Here is a 16459-nt window from a genome sequence, read left to right as displayed (position 1 = left end):
TGAGCGTCTTCGTTTTTAGAATCCATGATAAAGACAGCGTTTTCGAATGGGTCTATACTAGGGGTGTGAACAATTTGTGTCAACGGAATGAAAGGGGAATGTTCCATGAAAATCGGGGTATTAAAAGAGATTAAAAACAATGAAAATCGGGTGGCTTTGACACCGATGGGTGCATTTATGTTAACGGAACTTGGTCATGACGTCTTCGTCGAGACAAATGCGGGTCTCGGCAGTGGTTTCACGAATATGGAATATATCGATGCCGGTGCAACAATCGTCGAAACGGCGAAAGAAGTATGGGAAGGCGTCAAACTTGCGCTCAAAGTGAAAGAACCGCAGCCGTCTGAATATCAATACTTCCGTCCTGATCTGACGCTCTTCACGTATTTGCACTTAGCGGCAGAACCAGAATTAACGAAAGCACTCGTCGAATCAGGCATCACTGCTATCGCGTATGAGACGGTCGAAGTCGACCGGACGTTACCACTTCTCACACCGATGAGTGAAGTCGCAGGTCGTATGGCTGCTCAAATCGGGGCACAGATTCTCGAAAAACCGCACGGTGGAAAAGGAATCCTCATGTCAGGTCTTCCGGGCGTACCTCGTGCGAACGTCACGGTCATCGGGGGCGGTGTCGTCGGAACGAACGCAGCGCGTATCGCCATCGGTCTCGGGGCAAGCGTTACCTTGATGGACATCAGCCCAGCTCGTCTTCGTCAAATCGACGACTTGTTCGGAAACACAATCAACACATTAATCTCGAACAAATACAATATCGCCAAACAAGTAGCTGAGAGTGATCTCGTCATCGGTGCTGTTTTGATTCCTGGAGCAAAAGCACCGAAACTTGTCACAGAAGAAATGGTACAACGCATGTCCCCAGGATCGGTGATTGTCGATGTTGCCATTGACCAAGGTGGAATTTGTGAAACGATTGATCATATCACAACGCATGATGCGCCAACGTATGAACGTTACGGTGTGCAACATTACGCCGTCGCCAACATGCCAGGTGCCGTGCCACGCACATCGACAATGGGGCTTACGAACGCAACGATGCCATACATTATTGAATGTGCACAAAAAGGTGTGCTCCCGGCACTCCTCGGAAACGATGCCCTTCTTAAAGGCTTAAACGTTATCAACGGTACGGTCACATACGAAGCGGTCGCTCGTGATTTAGAGTATCCGTTCGTCCCTGCCTATGAGGCAGTCGCAAAACAAACACAAGCGTAATCGAAAGACGACGAGATGCCCGTTCTCGTCGTCTTTTTCGTATGAAATATATGAAATAAAAGAAGGGACTGAACAAAATCGCTCAGCCCCTTCTTCTCATTATGCGTTTTCGACAGCGATATCTTCCCCGATGATTTTCACTTCCGGTTCTAATTCCACTTCGAACTTCTCTTTAACAGTCGCTTGCACGTGACGGATCAGCGAAATGTATTCTGTCGCTGTCGCTTCCGCGATGTTGACGATGAATCCTGCGTGCTTAAGCGATACTTCCGCCCCTCCGATTCGTTTGCCCTGAAGGCCAGAGTCTTGAATCAACTTGCCGGCAAAGTAGCCTGGCGGACGTTTGAAGACACTTCCGCACGAAGGATATTCGAGCGGTTGCTTCGACTCACGTTTATACGTCAAATCGTCCATGACTTCTTTGATCAATTCGTAGTTTTTCGGTTCGAGCTCGAATGTCGCTTCTAACACGATGAACCCTTCTTTTGATACACGGCTCGTGCGATAGTCGAGTTCTAATTCGTCTTTTGACAAATGAAGTACTTGTCCGTCCGATGTCAATACTGTCGCAGACGTGATAACGTCTTTCGTTTCTCCCCCATATGCACCCGCGTTCATATAGACGGCGCCACCGACCGTTCCAGGGATACCACAAGCGAACTCAAGACCGGATAAGCCTTCCGCAAGCGCTTGACGTGAGACATCGATAATCGCTGCCCCAGCCTGCGCTACGAGTTGGTTCTCTTCACGACGAATCGTATTCAGTTCATTCAAGTTTAAAACGACTCCGCGAATTCCCCCGTCGCGAACAATCAAGTTTGAACCGAACCCGAGGATCATGAACGGCATTGCTTCCTGATGGGCTAGTTCTAAGACGGCTTGGACTTCTTCGTACGTGTGTGGGGCTACGAAGTAATCTGCTTTCCCGCCTAGTTTTGTATACGTGTGTGCCGACAGCGGCTCGTCTTGAAGGACGCGCTCGGCCGGAATAATACTCTGGAGTTGCTGTAAAAAGCTCATGCGTTCACTCAATCCTTTACGTTCTATTTAAGTGTCTCGATCACATCTTCTTCGTACCGAGCACGTCACTGAATGGTTTCAGTACGAAACACAGTATACAAATGATTGTCGGACGTGACAAGCAACGTTTTTCTTACAATGTCATGATTAGTTTATAACAATAGCGATGTCGCTACAGCCACTACAATCGGAATTGTAAAGTTATCCCAATCTCGATATGAAATCGCTTCAGTTAGTGTGGCGATGATGGAAATGATAAATCCATATGTTACCACTTGCCACATGACGACATCATTCCACAAAAACAATAAAAATAAGACCGCATACGAGCTTAAGAACATGGCGACGCTCCCTTGGAAGGAACGCTTTTGACCGTACAAATCATAGATGACTGTCCCGTACTTCCGTCCAATCAATGCAGCCATTCCATCCCCCCAGGCGAGGACGAGTGATCCCGCTAAAAATGCAATCGGTTCCGACTCAAAGAAGAAGTATAAAATGATGAGTAAGGCGATTGGATAATAGACCGTTCCGAAAGACTTCCGTTCCGTCTGATGTACCGGTGATGGACTTTTATATAACAAGACCGCGTTCGCGAACGTGAAGAAGATGAGCGGAACTGCCGCGACGTACCAGGAATCCATTAACCAGACCGCTAGTAGCGACCAATGTCCGACTGCGATATGTACACTTTTTCGAATCGTTTCGTCTGTCCACCCAAGACGCTTTCCAACTTGTTCGAGACCGACGAGAAATACAAGGACAATCACGATGGAAAGAATCGAACTAATCCATTCATTCATTGCTTGACCACCTCTATGTGTAGGATGTGTATAATACCGTCATTATACCTTAATCAGTGCCCATCCTAGCTTACTTTTCAAACATTTGGTAGAATGAGGTCAAATGACTGTATAGCCAACGTACGATGTTGGTGATAGAAAGGGTGGCCGTATGCGCGACGCAACTTCAATTCAAACTTTGGCAGATTGCCTTCACTTCATGCAGGTCGGAGAAATCGAGCGAGCCATCGCCCTCTTCCCTGAAGACGTGCGTGAACATTTTCCAAAAGAGCTTCGAAAAATCCACTTGTTTCATATTGAAAAGAATGGTCTGTCGATTAATCAAATCGTCGCCCTTGCGAACGCATTGACCGGAGAACATCTCTCGGCGACGACGATTCAAAACTGGACGAAGCGTGAAGTCCGTAAAATCATCGGTGTCCCACGAATCGGTAAAAAGTATTCCTTGCATCAAGCAGCCATCATCTACCTTCTTGATGACTTGAAACACCTTTTCTCACTTGAAGAGACAAGTTCCTTATTGGCACTTATCTTCAACAACCCTGACCGGGACGAAGACGACTTCATCACTCCGATTGATTTTTATCGCCTGTATGCGGAGTACGCCAAGTCGACGAGTCCGATTGATTTACTCGATACTCGTGCCAAGCGTTCTCTCGAAAAAACGAAATACACACATCCGAATATCATTCATGTCTTGAAGCTCTGTCTTTACGCACATCGCGTCACAACGCTTGAACTCGAGGCAAAACATTACCTGAACCGTTTCATTTGATGAAGCGGTTTTTGTACATGAAAAAGCACCGGTCTCCTGACCGGTGCTCGTCATCGTTATGAGACAGATGCTGCGAGCGGCATCCGCGATTTAACCGTTAACGTTTTTAAGACAGAAAGAAGTTCGAACATCGATAGCTGATCGGCTTCTTTCGTTAAGCAGAACGTATCGTCCTCTTCTTTCCGAAGCTCCGCGACCAATTTGCCTGCTTTGTCGCGAACGCTGAACTTATGACGTTCCACATCGTATTGAATCGTGAAGAGTCCGCGTTCATAGACGTTGTACTCACACTTTTTCCCGAATAACGAGAACTTGTCTTTCAATTGACCAATCGCCTGTCCGTCATGGTTCATCACGACCCATTTTTGGCAGTTCGGGATATACTTCCCGTGAGCGATCTGTCGTCCAGACAAATTGTGCACTTGGACACTGCCTTCCGCGTCGCGGTGAACAGATCCGATCGCATCATTTGTCTCATCATAAATGGTCGCCTCGCCTTGCGTAAAGACGCAACCTTTTACATAAATTAATTTGCGCACCGCTTTTTCCTCCTAGCACGTTCCAACCGTGATTGTTTGTATGTGTACGGTCGGGCATTTCTTGAAACCCCAATCGTTTCTCTGTGTAGTTTTTATCTCGTTTCAACTACTACATATTTCATATGACGAAGATGATTATTGCATCGATTAAAGAAAAAGACAAGCCCTTTTTTTCGACATCATTTTGGATTCTGTCGAACTTGTGAACATGCCTATTCTTATCGCTTATATCCCGCTTCTTTTAAGAGTTCTTCAAGCTCCATTCTTGCAATCAGACGAACTTGATTTGGCGCCGCCAATTCATACGCACTGTCCGTAAATGTCGAGTTCGTCACGACCCATCCTTCATGTGCCTGATAATACGGAACGGCAGCCGCAATTTGTTGAACCGCTTCAAGACCGACTACCTTTTCATACCGTTTCGCTTGTACCGCAATCGACCATCCATCGGGTGTCTCGAGTAACAAGTCTGCCCCAAAGTCACGCGAGGCTGGTGTCACGGTGACCGTGTATCCGAGCGCCGTAAAAACATTCTCTAAAAACAGTTCGAATTCTCGGCCATCCATCCGATCGATTCGGTCGATTGTCGACAGTCGGACTCTCCAGACGAACCACACGATTCCTAACACGAGTAGTAAGATACTGCTCCAAAGCGGTGCTCCGAACCACCATAGACCAATAGCACCGATCATACTAATAAGTAATCCAATCATCCCCATCGTTCCTTTCCACGTCCTCTCTCCCACTTTACCGTTTCGAGGGCAGGAAATGAAAGGGGGATCTGTCGAATGTTATAGAAGATATGCTCGTCTGACACCACGAAGGAGGGATGATCGTTGATGGAGAATCGCACCAATCTCCAAAGTGAGTTATTACATGCATTACCTTACGGGGTTGCTTTAATAGAAAAAGATGGAACAATCGTTCAAGCAAACCGACCGTTCCTAGAAAAGTTTCCAGAGAATCTACAGACTCGTACGAACCTCTTTCACATGGTCAACCAGTCTCCGCTTACGATGGAATTATCTCGCCGAATGGAGCAGGGACTTCCATGGATGTATGAACTGCCGACGATGCGCGTGCATGCCATCCCTTGGGAAAAGCACTACATTCTTTCCATCGAACCACTCCCTCTCGATACACGCGTGACGATTCAACACAATGCGTTTGAAGCGATGATGCACACCGAGCTCGACATGGCGATGATCATGACGGATGCCAATATGTTGATCACTCGATTTAATCAGGGGGCAACGGAACTGTTCGGCTACGCCCCTCATGAAGTGTTATATGAAATGACCCCGTTCGCTTTGTTCGAGTCAAGAGAGCTGAGCGAAAAGCGGGCTGCCTATCAAGATGAAACGGAACGGTTGCTTTCGTTCGAACAAATGTTACGCCTCGCACTCGACAAAGGAGACCGTGAGTGGAAATTTCAATGTAAAGATCGGACACATTTTATCGGAAAACTCTTTATGCACCCGGTCTATGAACAAGAGCAGCTCATCGGATTCTTTTTCTTCGTATTTGATGTGAGTCCTGAGATTGAACTAAAACGAGAACTCCGTTATAAGGAACAACGGTATCGGATGTTTGCCGAATCTGTCATCGAGGCTGTTCTATTCCACGAAGACGGGATGATCCTTGACGCGAACAAAGCAGCGGAATCCATCTTCAAAATCCCAGCCGAACAAATGGTCGGTCGGCAAACGGTTGAATTTATTGCCGAAGGATATCGGGCAGATGTGTTGCGACGAATCCGCAACCATATCCAAACACCATATGAAGTGATCGGACGACGAGCGGACGGCACGTTTTTAGAGATGGAGGTTTACCCGAAAGAAGTGACGTATCTAGGCCAAACGTTACGAGTCGCCGTCATGCGTGACATTAGCGACCGTAAAAAAATAGAACGCATGCTGGAACGAGAGAAAAATGCGATTGCCCGCCAACGAGACATCATTCAATCGATTTTACAGGCGTCAAACGAAGCATTCGTCTTGACCGAGTCGAACGGGAGCGTCTTGTTCATGAACGTCCATGCGCGACGCCTCATGGACTTACCTGGGATCGCCCCGAATAAAATACAAGAGCGGATCCCCCTCCTCTCCACGTTCCGTCCCCGCGACCGAAGCGAGATGTTGCGCAAGATGGATCAACTGTTAGACGGAACGGCTCGGGAAGTGTCCATGCGTTTCTCCATCCCTCAACCGAACGACCGAGATGAGGAATATTACGAGATGTACGGCACGACGATGGATACGAAACGACAAATCGGAATGGATAGCGGTTTCTTATTCGTATTCCGTAACCGAACGGAAGAAGAGCGGATGGACCAGATTAAAAACGAACTGGTGAGCACGGTCTCGCATGAACTACGGACACCCCTTTCTTCATTATCTGGCTACATCGAGTTGATGCTCGCTCGCGATTTGACGCCTGATAAGCGAGAACGTTTCTTGAAGACGATGTCACGGGAAGCGTCAAGGTTGACGGCGTTACTCAATGACTTCTTAGACATTCAACGCATGGAGGGTGGTCATCAGGAATACAAGCAAGATCATTTCTCGTTGAATGAACTCGTCTTAGAGGTAGTTGAGCGCTTCCGTGAAACGAATGACCATGCCATTCATTTTGATAACGCTGATGAAGATCTACGCTTGATTGCTGACCGGGACCGCATTGAACAAGTACTTGTAAACTTAATTTCGAATGCAATCAAGTATTCGCCGAACGAACAAGAAATTGAAGTACGGGTCCGGCACGACCACAACCAGGCCCACGTCTCTATTCGTGACTTCGGAATCGGTATTCCTGAACACGCCTTCGAGAAACTTTTTACAAAGTTTTATCGGGTCGATAACTCCGATACACGTAAAATTGGTGGGACCGGTCTTGGCTTGTCCATCTGTAAAGAAATCATCGAGTCCCATGGCGGCAGCATCGAAGTGGAATCGACTGTCGGAAAAGGATCGACGTTTACATTCACACTAGACTTAGCGGAGGAACTATCATGAACGATTATGCCTTTACCGGATTCCCTGGATTTTTAGCTGGAAAGTTAATCGAACATCTTGCGTCGTTGCCTCATCAAATCGGAACTATCTATGCGCTTCATCTCCCTAACCAACAGCGTGAAGCGGAAGAACTACGAGACACGTTGCTGTCTACGACATCCCTCGAGCCTCGCCAGCTCGTCTTAGTGGAGGCGGACATCACGTTACCGGAAGTGATTCTCGATCCGATTATGCGCTCTGTCATCGAGCGTGACGTGCATTACGTCTTTCATCTAGCTGCGGCCTATGACTTGAGCATTCCGTATGACACGGGGTATCGAATCAATATCCTCGGTACGAAACACGTCACGGCGTTCGCCAAACGGTCGAAACAGTTAAAGCGGTACGTCTATTTCAGTACGGCCTATATTGCCGGTCGCAGGCAAGGGACCGTCTATGAGAACGAACTCTGGCATCGGGCTCGATTTAAAAATCATTATGAAGCGACTAAATATGAAGCGGAAGCACTCGTCTCCCGCGAGATGGGCACAATGCCAATCACTATTATTCGTCCTGGTATTGTGATTGGACATAGTCGAACAGGTGAAACGAAGAAGTTTGACGGTGTCTATTTTGTATTGAAATTGATGGCGCAACTTCAACAGATGCGACCGCTCCCTTATATCGGACGTGCGAACGTCGAAGTGAATTTAGTTCCTTATGATTATGTCGTGGAAGCGACCGCCTTCTTAGCACACTCGCCAGTCGGGGCGAAACGGACGTTTCATTTGACGGACCCTTTCCCGCATGGTGCGCGTGAAGTGTATCGCATGCTACATGAGACGATGTTCCACCGTCCTCCTCGCGGCACGGTTCCCCATGCTGTTGCAGATGTCGCATTCACGACTTGGAAAAACGCCGCACAACTGGATGTTCCACACGAACTGCTAGACTATTTCAAACATCCTGTCCATTTCGATACGACGCAAACGATTCGTGCGCTCGATGGGACTGGAATCGTCTGTCCGGATCTTCAAGATTACCTACCGGAGGTCGTCCAATATTTCATGACACACGAAAAGCCCTGAATGCGTTCAGGGCTTCAACTTTGATTGGAATCAAAGTGATATAGCAGGTGTGCCCTGTGAACGAGCGCACACTTGCTTTTTAGATTTCATCCGCGTGTCCACGAGACTCTGCTTGATCGTGTAGAATACGCTCAAGGACGAGGATATAGACCAACGCCACAAGGAGTCCCACGATACCAGGTAGAACAGCAACAAGCACATCCTCCAAATATATTTTTGGAATCAGGTAAAGGAAGAGTGACTTCACCACATTCATCAATATCAGTGAGGTGAGCAAAACAAGCGTCACCGCTCTTTTTGATACATCCCCGAAGAATGGACGTCCTTCTTCCTCTCCTTTTGTTATACCTAGCCAAGATAACAAGTTAAAACCCCCTTAATCGATTCAGACAGATTACTCATTTTTAAATCCATTATATACCAATGATTAAATGAGATAAAAGCTGATAAAAAAACGATTTCGCCTTCTGATTAGTATAGACCTAAAAAAGGCTACAATCCCCTATGCATGGATTGCAGCCAAATACGTTCTTTCTTCATGCGCTCTTTTTAACCAATCAAAATCTTCTCTTTCGGATAGCGAATCTTCCGGTCGGCTTGTCGTGCGACCGTAAAGAGAATCGTCAACGACCCGACACGTCCGAGGAGCATCATAAACATGATGAACCCTTTGCCGGCAGCATTCAAATCAGCGGTAATGCCTAATGATAACCCGACCGTCCCGAACGCCGACACCGTCTCAAACAGAATGGCACTCGCTGGAATATGACCGTTCGTCAAAATGACGAGTGTCGTGATAATCAGGATGAAGAAGAAACTCGAGATGGCGACAACGTATGCCTTTTTGATTTGAAACGCATCAATCGTCCGCTCCATGATGACCGTTTCTTTCTTACCCGCAATGAACGCCCACATGTCCGCGAAGATGACCGCTAGCGTCGTCACTTTAATCCCTGACCCCGTCGAAGCTGCACCGGCCCCGATATACATCAAAATTAAAATTAAGCCGATGGAAGCAGGCGCCATCGTCGAAATATCAATCGTATTGAAACCGGCCGTCCGTGTCGTCACGGCTTGGAAGAAGGTCACGTGTAGCGCCTCACCGATGGACCGCCCATAGAGAGAACCTTCGTTTGATACCCACTCAAACATCATGAGCACGAACCATGCCACCCCATTGATGACCAAAAGGGACAGAATCATAATTTTTGAATGGAGGGCGAGACGCTTCCATCCTCGCACTTCTGTCGCATCGGCAATCGTCGTGAACCCGAGACCCCCAATCATGATCATGAGGGCAATCGTCACGACAATCGCCGTGTTTTGTTCAAATGACATCAGACTGTCCGGGAACAACGCGAAGCCTGCATTGTTAAAGGCAGAGACGGCATGGAAAAAGCCATAGTAGAGAGCTGCACCGAAAGAATAGTTTTCTGTGCTATACAGTTCGAACGTCAAAAACAGCATCCCGATAAATTGAACGATGACCGTCGTGAAGACGATGTTTCGTACGAGACGAACCGTTCCACCGGGTCCGGCTAAGTTTAGCGATTCTTGCAAAAGAATCCGTTGTTTCAATCCAATTTTCTTCCCTAATACACTCAGGAGCATCAACGCGATCGTCATGAATCCGAGACCCCCGATTTGAATCAGGGCGACGATGACCAATTCCCCAAACAGGTTGAACGACGAACCAATGTCGACAGTCGACAATCCGGTCACGGTACCTGCAGAAGTCGCGATAAATAGACAATCAATCCAGGAAACTGTTTCTTCTTGAGCAAATGGCATATATAAGAGTGTTGCCCCGATAAAAATCGCAAGTAAAAATCCTCCCGCGATAAAACGGGCAGGTTTTTCAAACACGACTCGATAAAGTACCTCGATTCGCTTCAAGCGCATTTCACGCGCTGACAGTCTATGTCGCATCACGACATCCCCTTCACTTCTGTTATTCTAAGCCTCATGTTACTCCTCGCCTTTCTAAATGCCAACAAGAAAATGTATCTCTAACGCTTTCCTCAAATTTTTGGTATTATGGGAGATAGACTTTAAGAATGTTGAGGAGGTTGAATGAAACCGTGGACCCTAGTACGGTAGATCATTCGATAGAGGATGTCTCGCGAAGGTTGGAGCGCCAATCACAATGTATGCCCGCTCACCTTTATTTTCAGCTAGAAGAGTTACTCAATTGGTCACTTGAGCAAGAAGTCGTGAATCAATTGTACGCATTGTTAAAAAAATACGACGTATTAACCGATATAGAGCGTGAAGAACGAAACATCAGCATTCAAATGCTGATTGATGAAAACGGCGCTTAATCATCGGGAACGCATGTTGCGGGAGACGAGTAGCGTCTCTCGCTTTTTTTGTCCTGATTTATTTCGGAAAGGTGGAAAACAAAGACATGGATGTCGTCACGTTAGTCGGGCTCATACTCGGGTTCCTCACCCTAGTTGGTGGAATGTTATTAAAAGGAGCGGGTATTGCACCGCTGATCAACCCTGCCGCAATCGTTATCATTTTCGTCGGTACAGCTGCTGCGGTCAGTATCGCCGTATCGAAAGAACAGCTTCAAAATGTACCGAAGTTATTTAAAATCTTGTTCAAAAAACAAGAACTCCCAAGTAAATCTGGATTGCTTACACAATTCGTCGACTTATCGACGCAAGCTCGGAAAGAGGGACTATTATCCCTAGAAACAGCACTTGAACAAGTTGAAGAACCATTTTTACGCCAAGGCATGATGATGGTCATCGATGGTCAACCTTCTGAATACATTGCAGAAGTCATGTCACGTGATATCGAAAACATGGAACAGCGTCATAAGGCGAACGCCGACATCTTCACCCAGGCCGGGACATATGCGCCGACGCTCGGGGTACTCGGAGCCGTTATCGGATTGATCGCCGCCCTGAAAGATTTGTCGGATATCGAAAAACTCGGACACGCCATTTCGGCAGCCTTCGTCGCAACCCTATTCGGGATTTTCACCGGGTACGTACTTTGGTTCCCGTTTGCCAATAAATTAAAGCAGTATTCGAAGAGCGAAGTCGTCATCAAAGAAATGATGATTGAAGGGATTTTATCGATTCAAAGCGGTGAATCTCCAAAAACGTTAGAAGATAAGCTGTCTGTGTATTTGTCTCCAAAGGAGCGAGCTGACTATGAAACGCAAAAAGAAGCATGATCATGAAGAACACATTCCAGAAGGTTGGCTCATTCCTTACGCCGACTTATTGACACTCTTGCTCGCGCTCTTCATCGTATTGTTCGCATCGAGTAACATCGACCAAACGAAGCTAGAGAAAATGTCGCGCTCGTTCAATCAAGTATTCTCTGGGGGTGTCAGTGTCTTCCAAGCTTCGACCGCCTCAAACAGCGACATCAGTCGGACGGATAAAACCAACACGACCGCCAACCCACGCACGTACGAACTCGCTCAGCTCGATGAGTTGAAAGAAGATGTGAACCAATACATTAAGAAGAACGGGTTAGAGAGCCAAATTAAAGCGACCATCAACTCGAGCGGTCTTGTCTTGACGATTCAAGACCGTGCCCTCTTCAACTTAGGAGAAGCGACACTTGATGCCGATGCTCAAAATGTGGCTCAAAACATCAGTCAAATCTTAGAGAAGGCTGGAAAGCGAGAAATTGTCGTCTCTGGTCATACGGATAACATCCCTATCAACACGGCCCGCTTCCCATCGAACTGGGAGCTCAGTTCAGCACGTGCGACGGCATTCATGCGTGGATTATTAACGAATGATGCATTGAACCCGGCTCAGTTTACACTCGCAAGTTACGGGGAATTCAAACCAATCGCCACGAACGACACAGAAGAAGGTCGTTCGAAAAACCGACGTGTCGAAGTGTTAATTAAACCGCTCGTCGACTTATCGGAGGGCGAACCGAAAATGATTGAAACGATCACCTTACCGAACTAAAATCACCCACTCAAACGAGTGGGTGATTTGTGTTATTGCGTCAATTTGAAGTAACGTCTCGCTAGTTCTGTGAGCGGACTTTCAAACAGACGTTTCCGCCAGTAGAGATCCGTCACTTTCTTCACCGCTTCACTGCGCGATGGATAAGGGTAAATCATGCGTGACAACTTGCCAATCTTATCGCCGCGTTGCATCGCATAGACGACGATTTGCATCCAGTCGCCAGCTGATTCACCAACCGCATGTGCCCCGATAATCTTTCCATTTTTCTTCGTGATGACTTTGACAAAGCCCGCCTCTTGGCGTTCGGCGATGAAACGGTCCACTTCTGACAGTTTCGCTTCATATGTCTCAATGTCATCCCCGTAACGCTCACGCGCTTCTTTCTCCGTCATCCCGACGTGGAACACTTCAGGATCTGTGAATGTGATCCACGGTAGCTTACTATAATCTACCTTGTTCCATAGTCCAAACAGTGCGTTCGCGACAACGGCTTTCCCTTCTTCGCCAGCCGCGTGTGTGAACGGTAACGTCTTGATCGTATCGCCAATCGCAAAGATATGCGGCTGTGACGTCCGATACGAAGAGGAGACATCGATGTATCCTTTCGTCACTTGAACGTTTGCACGATCGAGACGAAGCGCGTCGATGCGTGGCACACGCCCTGTCGCCATGAGCAGTTTATCTGCTTCATATTCGACTGTCTCGCCGTCCACCTCTGTCGTGACACGAATGCGACCGTCGACTTCATCGACCCGGTTGACCTTCACGCCGATTTTTAAGCGCATCGCCATCTCGAGTTGAGATTTTAGGTAAGTTGAGACGTCCTCATCTTCTTTTGGCAAGAACGCATCCTGTGCCTCGAGTACCGTAACTTGCGAGCCGAGTCGAACAAACGATTGTGCTAGCTCGAGGCCGACTGTCCCGGCACCGATGACAATGAGGCTTTCTGGAAGCGTCTCTTCTTCAAAAACCGTCTCGTTCGTTAAGTATGGGACTTGATCCAATCCGTCGATTGGAGGGACTGTCGGTTTTGAGCCGGTTGAGATGACGAATTTTTTTCCAATCAATAAATCGTCCCCGACTTTCAATTCTGTCGGGCTTTGGAAAGAAGCTTCTCCGATGTAAACGTCGACCCCAATCTTTTCAAAACGTTCTGTCCCATCATGGTCTTGGATAATAGCGCGCGCCTTGTCGACTCGTGCTTTCGACATTTGATAATGCTCGCCTCCATTGAATTCTGTTCCGAGAACACGCGCTGCGCGCATCATCGCATTCGCTTCTTTCGAGGCTGCGATCAATGCTTTCGACGGGACACATCCGACGTGCAGACAGTCGCCACCTAAATGTTTGTTCTTTTCAACAAGCGCGACTTTCGCGCCTAAGTTCGCTGCTCCTGCTGCTACCGTCATCCCAGCGGCACCACCGCCGATGACAATCAACTGATAGTCCTTCATCGAATCAACCTCCGGTATCGTTCACTCACATCTTCCATCCGCTTCCGATTCACACCAAAGTCTGAATAGCCGACACGTGACGCAGACCGAAACTCGACTTGTTGAGTGGAATCATCAAATAGAAAATTCACATCATCTTTAAAACGCATCACTTTCGAGGTCACCACATAATGAAGGCCCTCATCTGTTTCTTTGATCAGTTCGGCCCGTGGCAATTGGTTCATTGCCATCTTGATTGCTTCAATTGATTGACCGCGACTCCCAGCATATGGGAGCGGAGACATACGCAACTCTTCAATCGAGGTTTGCGTCGAGACGGCGTTTGGACTTCCTTTTAACGGCTTCAATGACTGATTGGCCATAACAAAAACCTCCCTCATTCTACATACATCTATATATGTAGCCTGAATTCGGGAGGTTTAACCCTATTAATGTAGTTCACTCGGGTCGAGAGGTAATAAAACCGTCACGGTCGTCCCGTGTCCGACCTCACTCTCGATGACGAGTTTTCCTTCATGTGCCTCAATCAACTCTTTGGAGATGGCGAGTCCGAGACCGCTACTCCCTTCCGTCACATGGGCCTGATAGAACATTTCGGTGATACGCTGCAAATGCTCACGTGAGATACCAGGACCTTCATCGATGATCGAGATGAAGGCGACACGTTCTGATTGAACGAAACGGATAGTCAATGTCCCGCCATCCGGTGAAAAGCGAATCGCATTCTCAAGAATGTTCAGGAACACTTGTTTCAATCGATTCTCATCAAATAGCCCGACTGACTTTTGAGGATAACGTTCGATGAGTGTAATGCCTTTGTCTTCGAGCGACTGCTTTAACTGCAACGTCACTTTTCGCAACAAGGAGACTAAATCGAGTTCCTGACGATACAAGACCAATCGACTCTCTTCAATCTTCGTGTAATCGAGAAGCTGCTCTACAAGACCAATCATGCGCTCTGTTTCCGAATGAATGATACTCAGACCAAGCTCCGTTTCTTCAGACAACTTCTCATCGCCACCTCGAATTGTCTCCGTCCATCCTTTAATCGATGTGAGCGGTGTCCGCAATTCATGGGAGACGCTCGAGAGAAACTCATTACGTGTCGACTGGTGCTGCTGTACTTTCGCACCTAAATACGTGAGTGTCCGAGCCAATGCCCCAAGCTCATGTTTCTCATTCGACTCCACAGCGACGTCGAAATCACCTTGAGCCATCTCATCCGCCGTTTCGATGATTTGACGAATCGGACGGACGAAACGATCAGCAATGCGAATGACCGTATAGAGTGCGAGTAACCAGATGAGGACACCAATCATGACGACGGTCATCCAAATCTCACGAATCAGCGTGTCTAGGTCTTCGAGCGGGCGTGTAAAGCTAATCGCGAACTCTGACGTATCGTTCGTCATAACCGGACTGGTGACCGATAAGTAATGCTCGTCACCGACGTCATAGTCCTGAACGACCGACTCACCTCGTGACAGCTCTTGCAATTGTTCTTGTGAAAAAGATGCCTGCCTCGTCCGTTGACCGGTCGTCTTGACGATTGAACCGCTCTGGTCGACAATCGTCAAATCGGTTCCGGGATATCCGAATGTCCGGACGAGAACGGAAAAGGCACTCGGCGTCTCAAACCCGACTTGGGCTTGAGGATATAAATATGCACTCGTGGTCGCATGACTGAGTAACGCTTCTGACTCATACTCGTAATAGTATCGATATGTCCCGTAAGACAAGACACTGACGAGTAAAAGCAAGACGATCGTCACGACAATCATCATGCGAATGACTAACTGTTGTTTCATGCTTCATGTCTCCGCCATTTATATCCGTGACCCCATAATGTTTCAATGTAAATCGGATGACTCGGGTCATCTTCGATTTTTTGACGCAATCGACGAATGTTGACGTCGACGGTCTTGCGGTCACCGAAGTAATTGACGCCCCATACGGCATCGAGTAGTGCATCACGCGATAAAACAATTTCTTCGTTTTGAACGAGATGACAAATCAAGTCATACTCCGTCGGCGTCAAATCGATCGATTGACCGTACTTCGTCACTTGCTTCGCCGCAAGATCAATCGCGAATGGGCCTGACTTCAACCGCTTCGAGTCTTTTCGTTTCACTTTTTCCACACGTCGCAGCAACGCTTGAATGCGTGCCACCAATTCGCCTGGACTGAACGGCTTGGCGATATAATCGTCCGCGCCTTTTCCGAGGCCTTCGATTTTATCTTCTTCGAGCGTTCGTGCCGTCAGCATGATAATTCCGACGTTTTCATCGATATCTCGAATGGCCGCACACGCCTCGAATCCGTCCATCTCCGGCATCATGACATCTAATAAGACGACATCGAACGGTTCACGGTCAAATGCGGTGACCGCTTCTCGTCCATTCGTCGCTTCGAACACATCGAAACCGGCTCGTTTTAAATTGACAATAATGAAGCTGCGAATCGCATGCTCGTCCTCAGCTACTAAAATTCGATTCATATTTACACCTCTTCTAGAGTTCACTTCTCTACATTATAGTTACGTTTTTGCGACAAGGTTGTCAATTGACCTTAAAAAGGTTTAGGATGGAGTCATTAGATTCT

The 16459-nt window shown here is 47.5% G+C and carries 17 protein-coding genes; 7 read left to right on the top strand and 10 right to left on the bottom strand.

Annotated features, from left to right (window positions below):
• The first annotated feature begins 105 nt into the window (after positions 1 to 105).
• A complete protein-coding gene (gene ald / locus KNO99_RS07465) occupies positions 106 to 1236 on the top strand; it encodes an alanine dehydrogenase (RefSeq protein WP_214747009.1) in 1131 nt (376 codons plus the stop codon).
• Positions 1237 to 1335: 99 nt separating this feature from the next.
• Here the strand turns inward: ald and murB are convergent, their stop codons facing one another.
• Complete coding sequence (gene murB, locus KNO99_RS07460) at positions 1336 to 2256, bottom strand: UDP-N-acetylmuramate dehydrogenase (protein WP_214747007.1); 921 nt, start codon at positions 2254 to 2256, stop codon at positions 1336 to 1338.
• A 152-nt stretch (positions 2257 to 2408) separates the two neighbouring features.
• Entirely contained in the window at positions 2409 to 3059 is a 651-nt protein-coding gene (locus KNO99_RS07455; RefSeq protein WP_074034266.1) for a diacylglycerol/polyprenol kinase family protein, read from the bottom strand.
• 151 nt (positions 3060 to 3210) lie between these two features.
• Between KNO99_RS07455 and KNO99_RS07450 the strand changes: the two genes are divergently transcribed.
• The gene (locus tag KNO99_RS07450) at positions 3211 to 3834 is read left to right on the top strand and encodes a DUF1836 domain-containing protein (RefSeq protein WP_214747004.1); all 624 of its coding nucleotides are present in this window, start codon (positions 3211 to 3213) and stop codon (positions 3832 to 3834) included.
• Positions 3835 to 3890: 56 nt separating this feature from the next.
• Here KNO99_RS07450 and KNO99_RS07445 read toward each other — a convergent pair whose 3' ends face one another.
• Both KNO99_RS07445 and KNO99_RS07440 read right to left on the bottom strand, forming a co-directional pair.
• Positions 3891 to 4373: an LURP-one-related family protein gene (locus KNO99_RS07445; RefSeq protein ID WP_214742646.1), complete on the bottom strand. Its 483-nt coding sequence runs from the start codon at positions 4371 to 4373 to the stop codon at positions 3891 to 3893.
• Positions 4374 to 4591: 218 nt separating this feature from the next.
• Positions 4592 to 5086, bottom strand: coding sequence for a restriction endonuclease (locus KNO99_RS07440; RefSeq protein WP_214747001.1), 495 nt, complete (start codon positions 5084 to 5086; stop codon positions 4592 to 4594).
• A gap of 126 nt (positions 5087 to 5212) precedes the next feature.
• Here KNO99_RS07440 and KNO99_RS07435 point away from each other — a divergent pair, with 126 nt between their 5' ends.
• Both KNO99_RS07435 and KNO99_RS07430 read left to right on the top strand, forming a co-directional pair.
• Positions 5213 to 7387: a PAS domain-containing sensor histidine kinase gene (locus KNO99_RS07435; RefSeq protein ID WP_251130990.1), complete on the top strand. Its 2175-nt coding sequence runs from the start codon at positions 5213 to 5215 to the stop codon at positions 7385 to 7387.
• Positions 7384 to 8454: an SDR family oxidoreductase gene (locus tag KNO99_RS07430; RefSeq protein ID WP_214746995.1), complete on the top strand. Its 1071-nt coding sequence runs from the start codon at positions 7384 to 7386 to the stop codon at positions 8452 to 8454. Before KNO99_RS07435 ends, KNO99_RS07430 begins: the two co-directional genes overlap by 4 nt.
• A gap of 79 nt (positions 8455 to 8533) precedes the next feature.
• Here the strand turns inward: KNO99_RS07430 and KNO99_RS07425 are convergent, their stop codons facing one another.
• Together KNO99_RS07425 and KNO99_RS07420 are read right to left on the bottom strand one after the other, a co-directional pair.
• On the bottom strand, positions 8534 to 8818 hold the full coding sequence (locus KNO99_RS07425) for a hypothetical protein (RefSeq protein ID WP_214746991.1): 285 nt from the start codon (positions 8816 to 8818) through the stop codon (positions 8534 to 8536).
• A 185-nt stretch (positions 8819 to 9003) separates the two neighbouring features.
• On the bottom strand, positions 9004 to 10383 hold the full coding sequence (locus KNO99_RS07420; protein WP_214746988.1) for a TrkH family potassium uptake protein: 1380 nt from the start codon (positions 10381 to 10383) through the stop codon (positions 9004 to 9006).
• Positions 10384 to 10583: 200 nt separating this feature from the next.
• On the opposite strand from KNO99_RS07420, the gene KNO99_RS07415 reads away from it, so the two are divergent.
• The 3 genes from KNO99_RS07415 to KNO99_RS07405 all read left to right on the top strand — a co-directional run bounded on the left by KNO99_RS07415 (position 10584) and on the right by KNO99_RS07405 (position 12401).
• Positions 10584 to 10775, top strand: coding sequence for a hypothetical protein (locus tag KNO99_RS07415; protein WP_224862903.1), 192 nt, complete (start codon positions 10584 to 10586; stop codon positions 10773 to 10775).
• 86 nt (positions 10776 to 10861) lie between these two features.
• On the top strand, positions 10862 to 11644 hold the full coding sequence (gene motA, locus KNO99_RS07410; RefSeq protein ID WP_074034258.1) for a flagellar motor stator protein MotA: 783 nt from the start codon (positions 10862 to 10864) through the stop codon (positions 11642 to 11644).
• A complete protein-coding gene (locus tag KNO99_RS07405) occupies positions 11622 to 12401 on the top strand; it encodes a flagellar motor protein MotB (protein ID WP_214746984.1) in 780 nt (259 codons plus the stop codon). The genes motA and KNO99_RS07405 overlap by 23 nt, the downstream gene beginning before the upstream one ends.
• Positions 12402 to 12433: 32 nt before the next feature.
• On the opposite strand, the gene KNO99_RS07400 is transcribed toward KNO99_RS07405, so the two are convergent.
• The 4 genes from KNO99_RS07400 to KNO99_RS07385 form a co-directional block, all read right to left on the bottom strand.
• Positions 12434 to 13858 (bottom strand): dihydrolipoyl dehydrogenase family protein, encoded by a 1425-nt coding sequence (locus tag KNO99_RS07400; protein ID WP_214746981.1) that lies wholly within the window; start codon positions 13856 to 13858, stop codon positions 12434 to 12436.
• Positions 13855 to 14220, bottom strand: a complete 366-nt coding sequence (locus tag KNO99_RS07395) for a DUF1499 domain-containing protein (RefSeq protein WP_214695922.1) — start codon at positions 14218 to 14220, stop codon at positions 13855 to 13857. Before KNO99_RS07395 ends, KNO99_RS07400 begins: the two co-directional genes overlap by 4 nt.
• 66 nt (positions 14221 to 14286) lie before the next feature.
• The gene (locus KNO99_RS07390) at positions 14287 to 15666 is read right to left on the bottom strand and encodes a sensor histidine kinase (RefSeq protein WP_214746979.1); all 1380 of its coding nucleotides are present in this window, start codon (positions 15664 to 15666) and stop codon (positions 14287 to 14289) included.
• Positions 15663 to 16355, bottom strand: a complete 693-nt coding sequence (locus KNO99_RS07385) for a response regulator transcription factor (protein WP_026824524.1) — start codon at positions 16353 to 16355, stop codon at positions 15663 to 15665. Before KNO99_RS07385 ends, KNO99_RS07390 begins: the two co-directional genes overlap by 4 nt.
• Positions 16356 to 16459 lie beyond the last annotated feature (104 nt).

This window comes from Exiguobacterium sp. s189, from assembly GCF_018617615.1.
GTDB lineage: Bacteria > Bacillota > Bacilli > Exiguobacteriales > Exiguobacteriaceae > Exiguobacterium > Exiguobacterium aestuarii_A.
This window is presented reverse-complemented; position numbering and strand designations above follow the sequence as displayed.

Bases quoted from the DNA above. Each gene is read 5' to 3' on its own strand.
- ald (WP_214747009.1), top strand. From the start codon at position 106: ATGAAAATCGGGGTATTAAAAGAGATTAAAAACAATGAAAATCGGGTG.
- KNO99_RS07395 (WP_214695922.1), bottom strand. From the start codon at position 14,220: ATGGCCAATCAGTCATTGAAGCCGTTAAAAGGAAGTCCAAACGCCGTC.
- KNO99_RS07430 (WP_214746995.1), top strand. From the start codon at position 7,384: ATGAACGATTATGCCTTTACCGGATTCCCTGGATTTTTAGCTGGAAAG.
- KNO99_RS07435 (WP_251130990.1), top strand. From the start codon at position 5,213: ATGGAGAATCGCACCAATCTCCAAAGTGAGTTATTACATGCATTACCT.
- KNO99_RS07420 (WP_214746988.1), bottom strand. From the start codon at position 10,383: ATGCGACATAGACTGTCAGCGCGTGAAATGCGCTTGAAGCGAATCGAG.
- KNO99_RS07385 (WP_026824524.1), bottom strand. From the start codon at position 16,355: ATGAATCGAATTTTAGTAGCTGAGGACGAGCATGCGATTCGCAGCTTC.
- KNO99_RS07390 (WP_214746979.1), bottom strand. From the start codon at position 15,666: ATGAAACAACAGTTAGTCATTCGCATGATGATTGTCGTGACGATCGTC.
- murB (WP_214747007.1), bottom strand. From the start codon at position 2,256: ATGAGCTTTTTACAGCAACTCCAGAGTATTATTCCGGCCGAGCGCGTC.
- KNO99_RS07440 (WP_214747001.1), bottom strand. From the start codon at position 5,086: ATGATTGGATTACTTATTAGTATGATCGGTGCTATTGGTCTATGGTGG.
- KNO99_RS07400 (WP_214746981.1), bottom strand. From the start codon at position 13,858: ATGAAGGACTATCAGTTGATTGTCATCGGCGGTGGTGCCGCTGGGATG.
- motA (WP_074034258.1), top strand. From the start codon at position 10,862: ATGGATGTCGTCACGTTAGTCGGGCTCATACTCGGGTTCCTCACCCTA.
- KNO99_RS07450 (WP_214747004.1), top strand. From the start codon at position 3,211: ATGCGCGACGCAACTTCAATTCAAACTTTGGCAGATTGCCTTCACTTC.
- KNO99_RS07405 (WP_214746984.1), top strand. From the start codon at position 11,622: ATGAAACGCAAAAAGAAGCATGATCATGAAGAACACATTCCAGAAGGT.
- KNO99_RS07455 (WP_074034266.1), bottom strand. From the start codon at position 3,059: ATGAATGAATGGATTAGTTCGATTCTTTCCATCGTGATTGTCCTTGTA.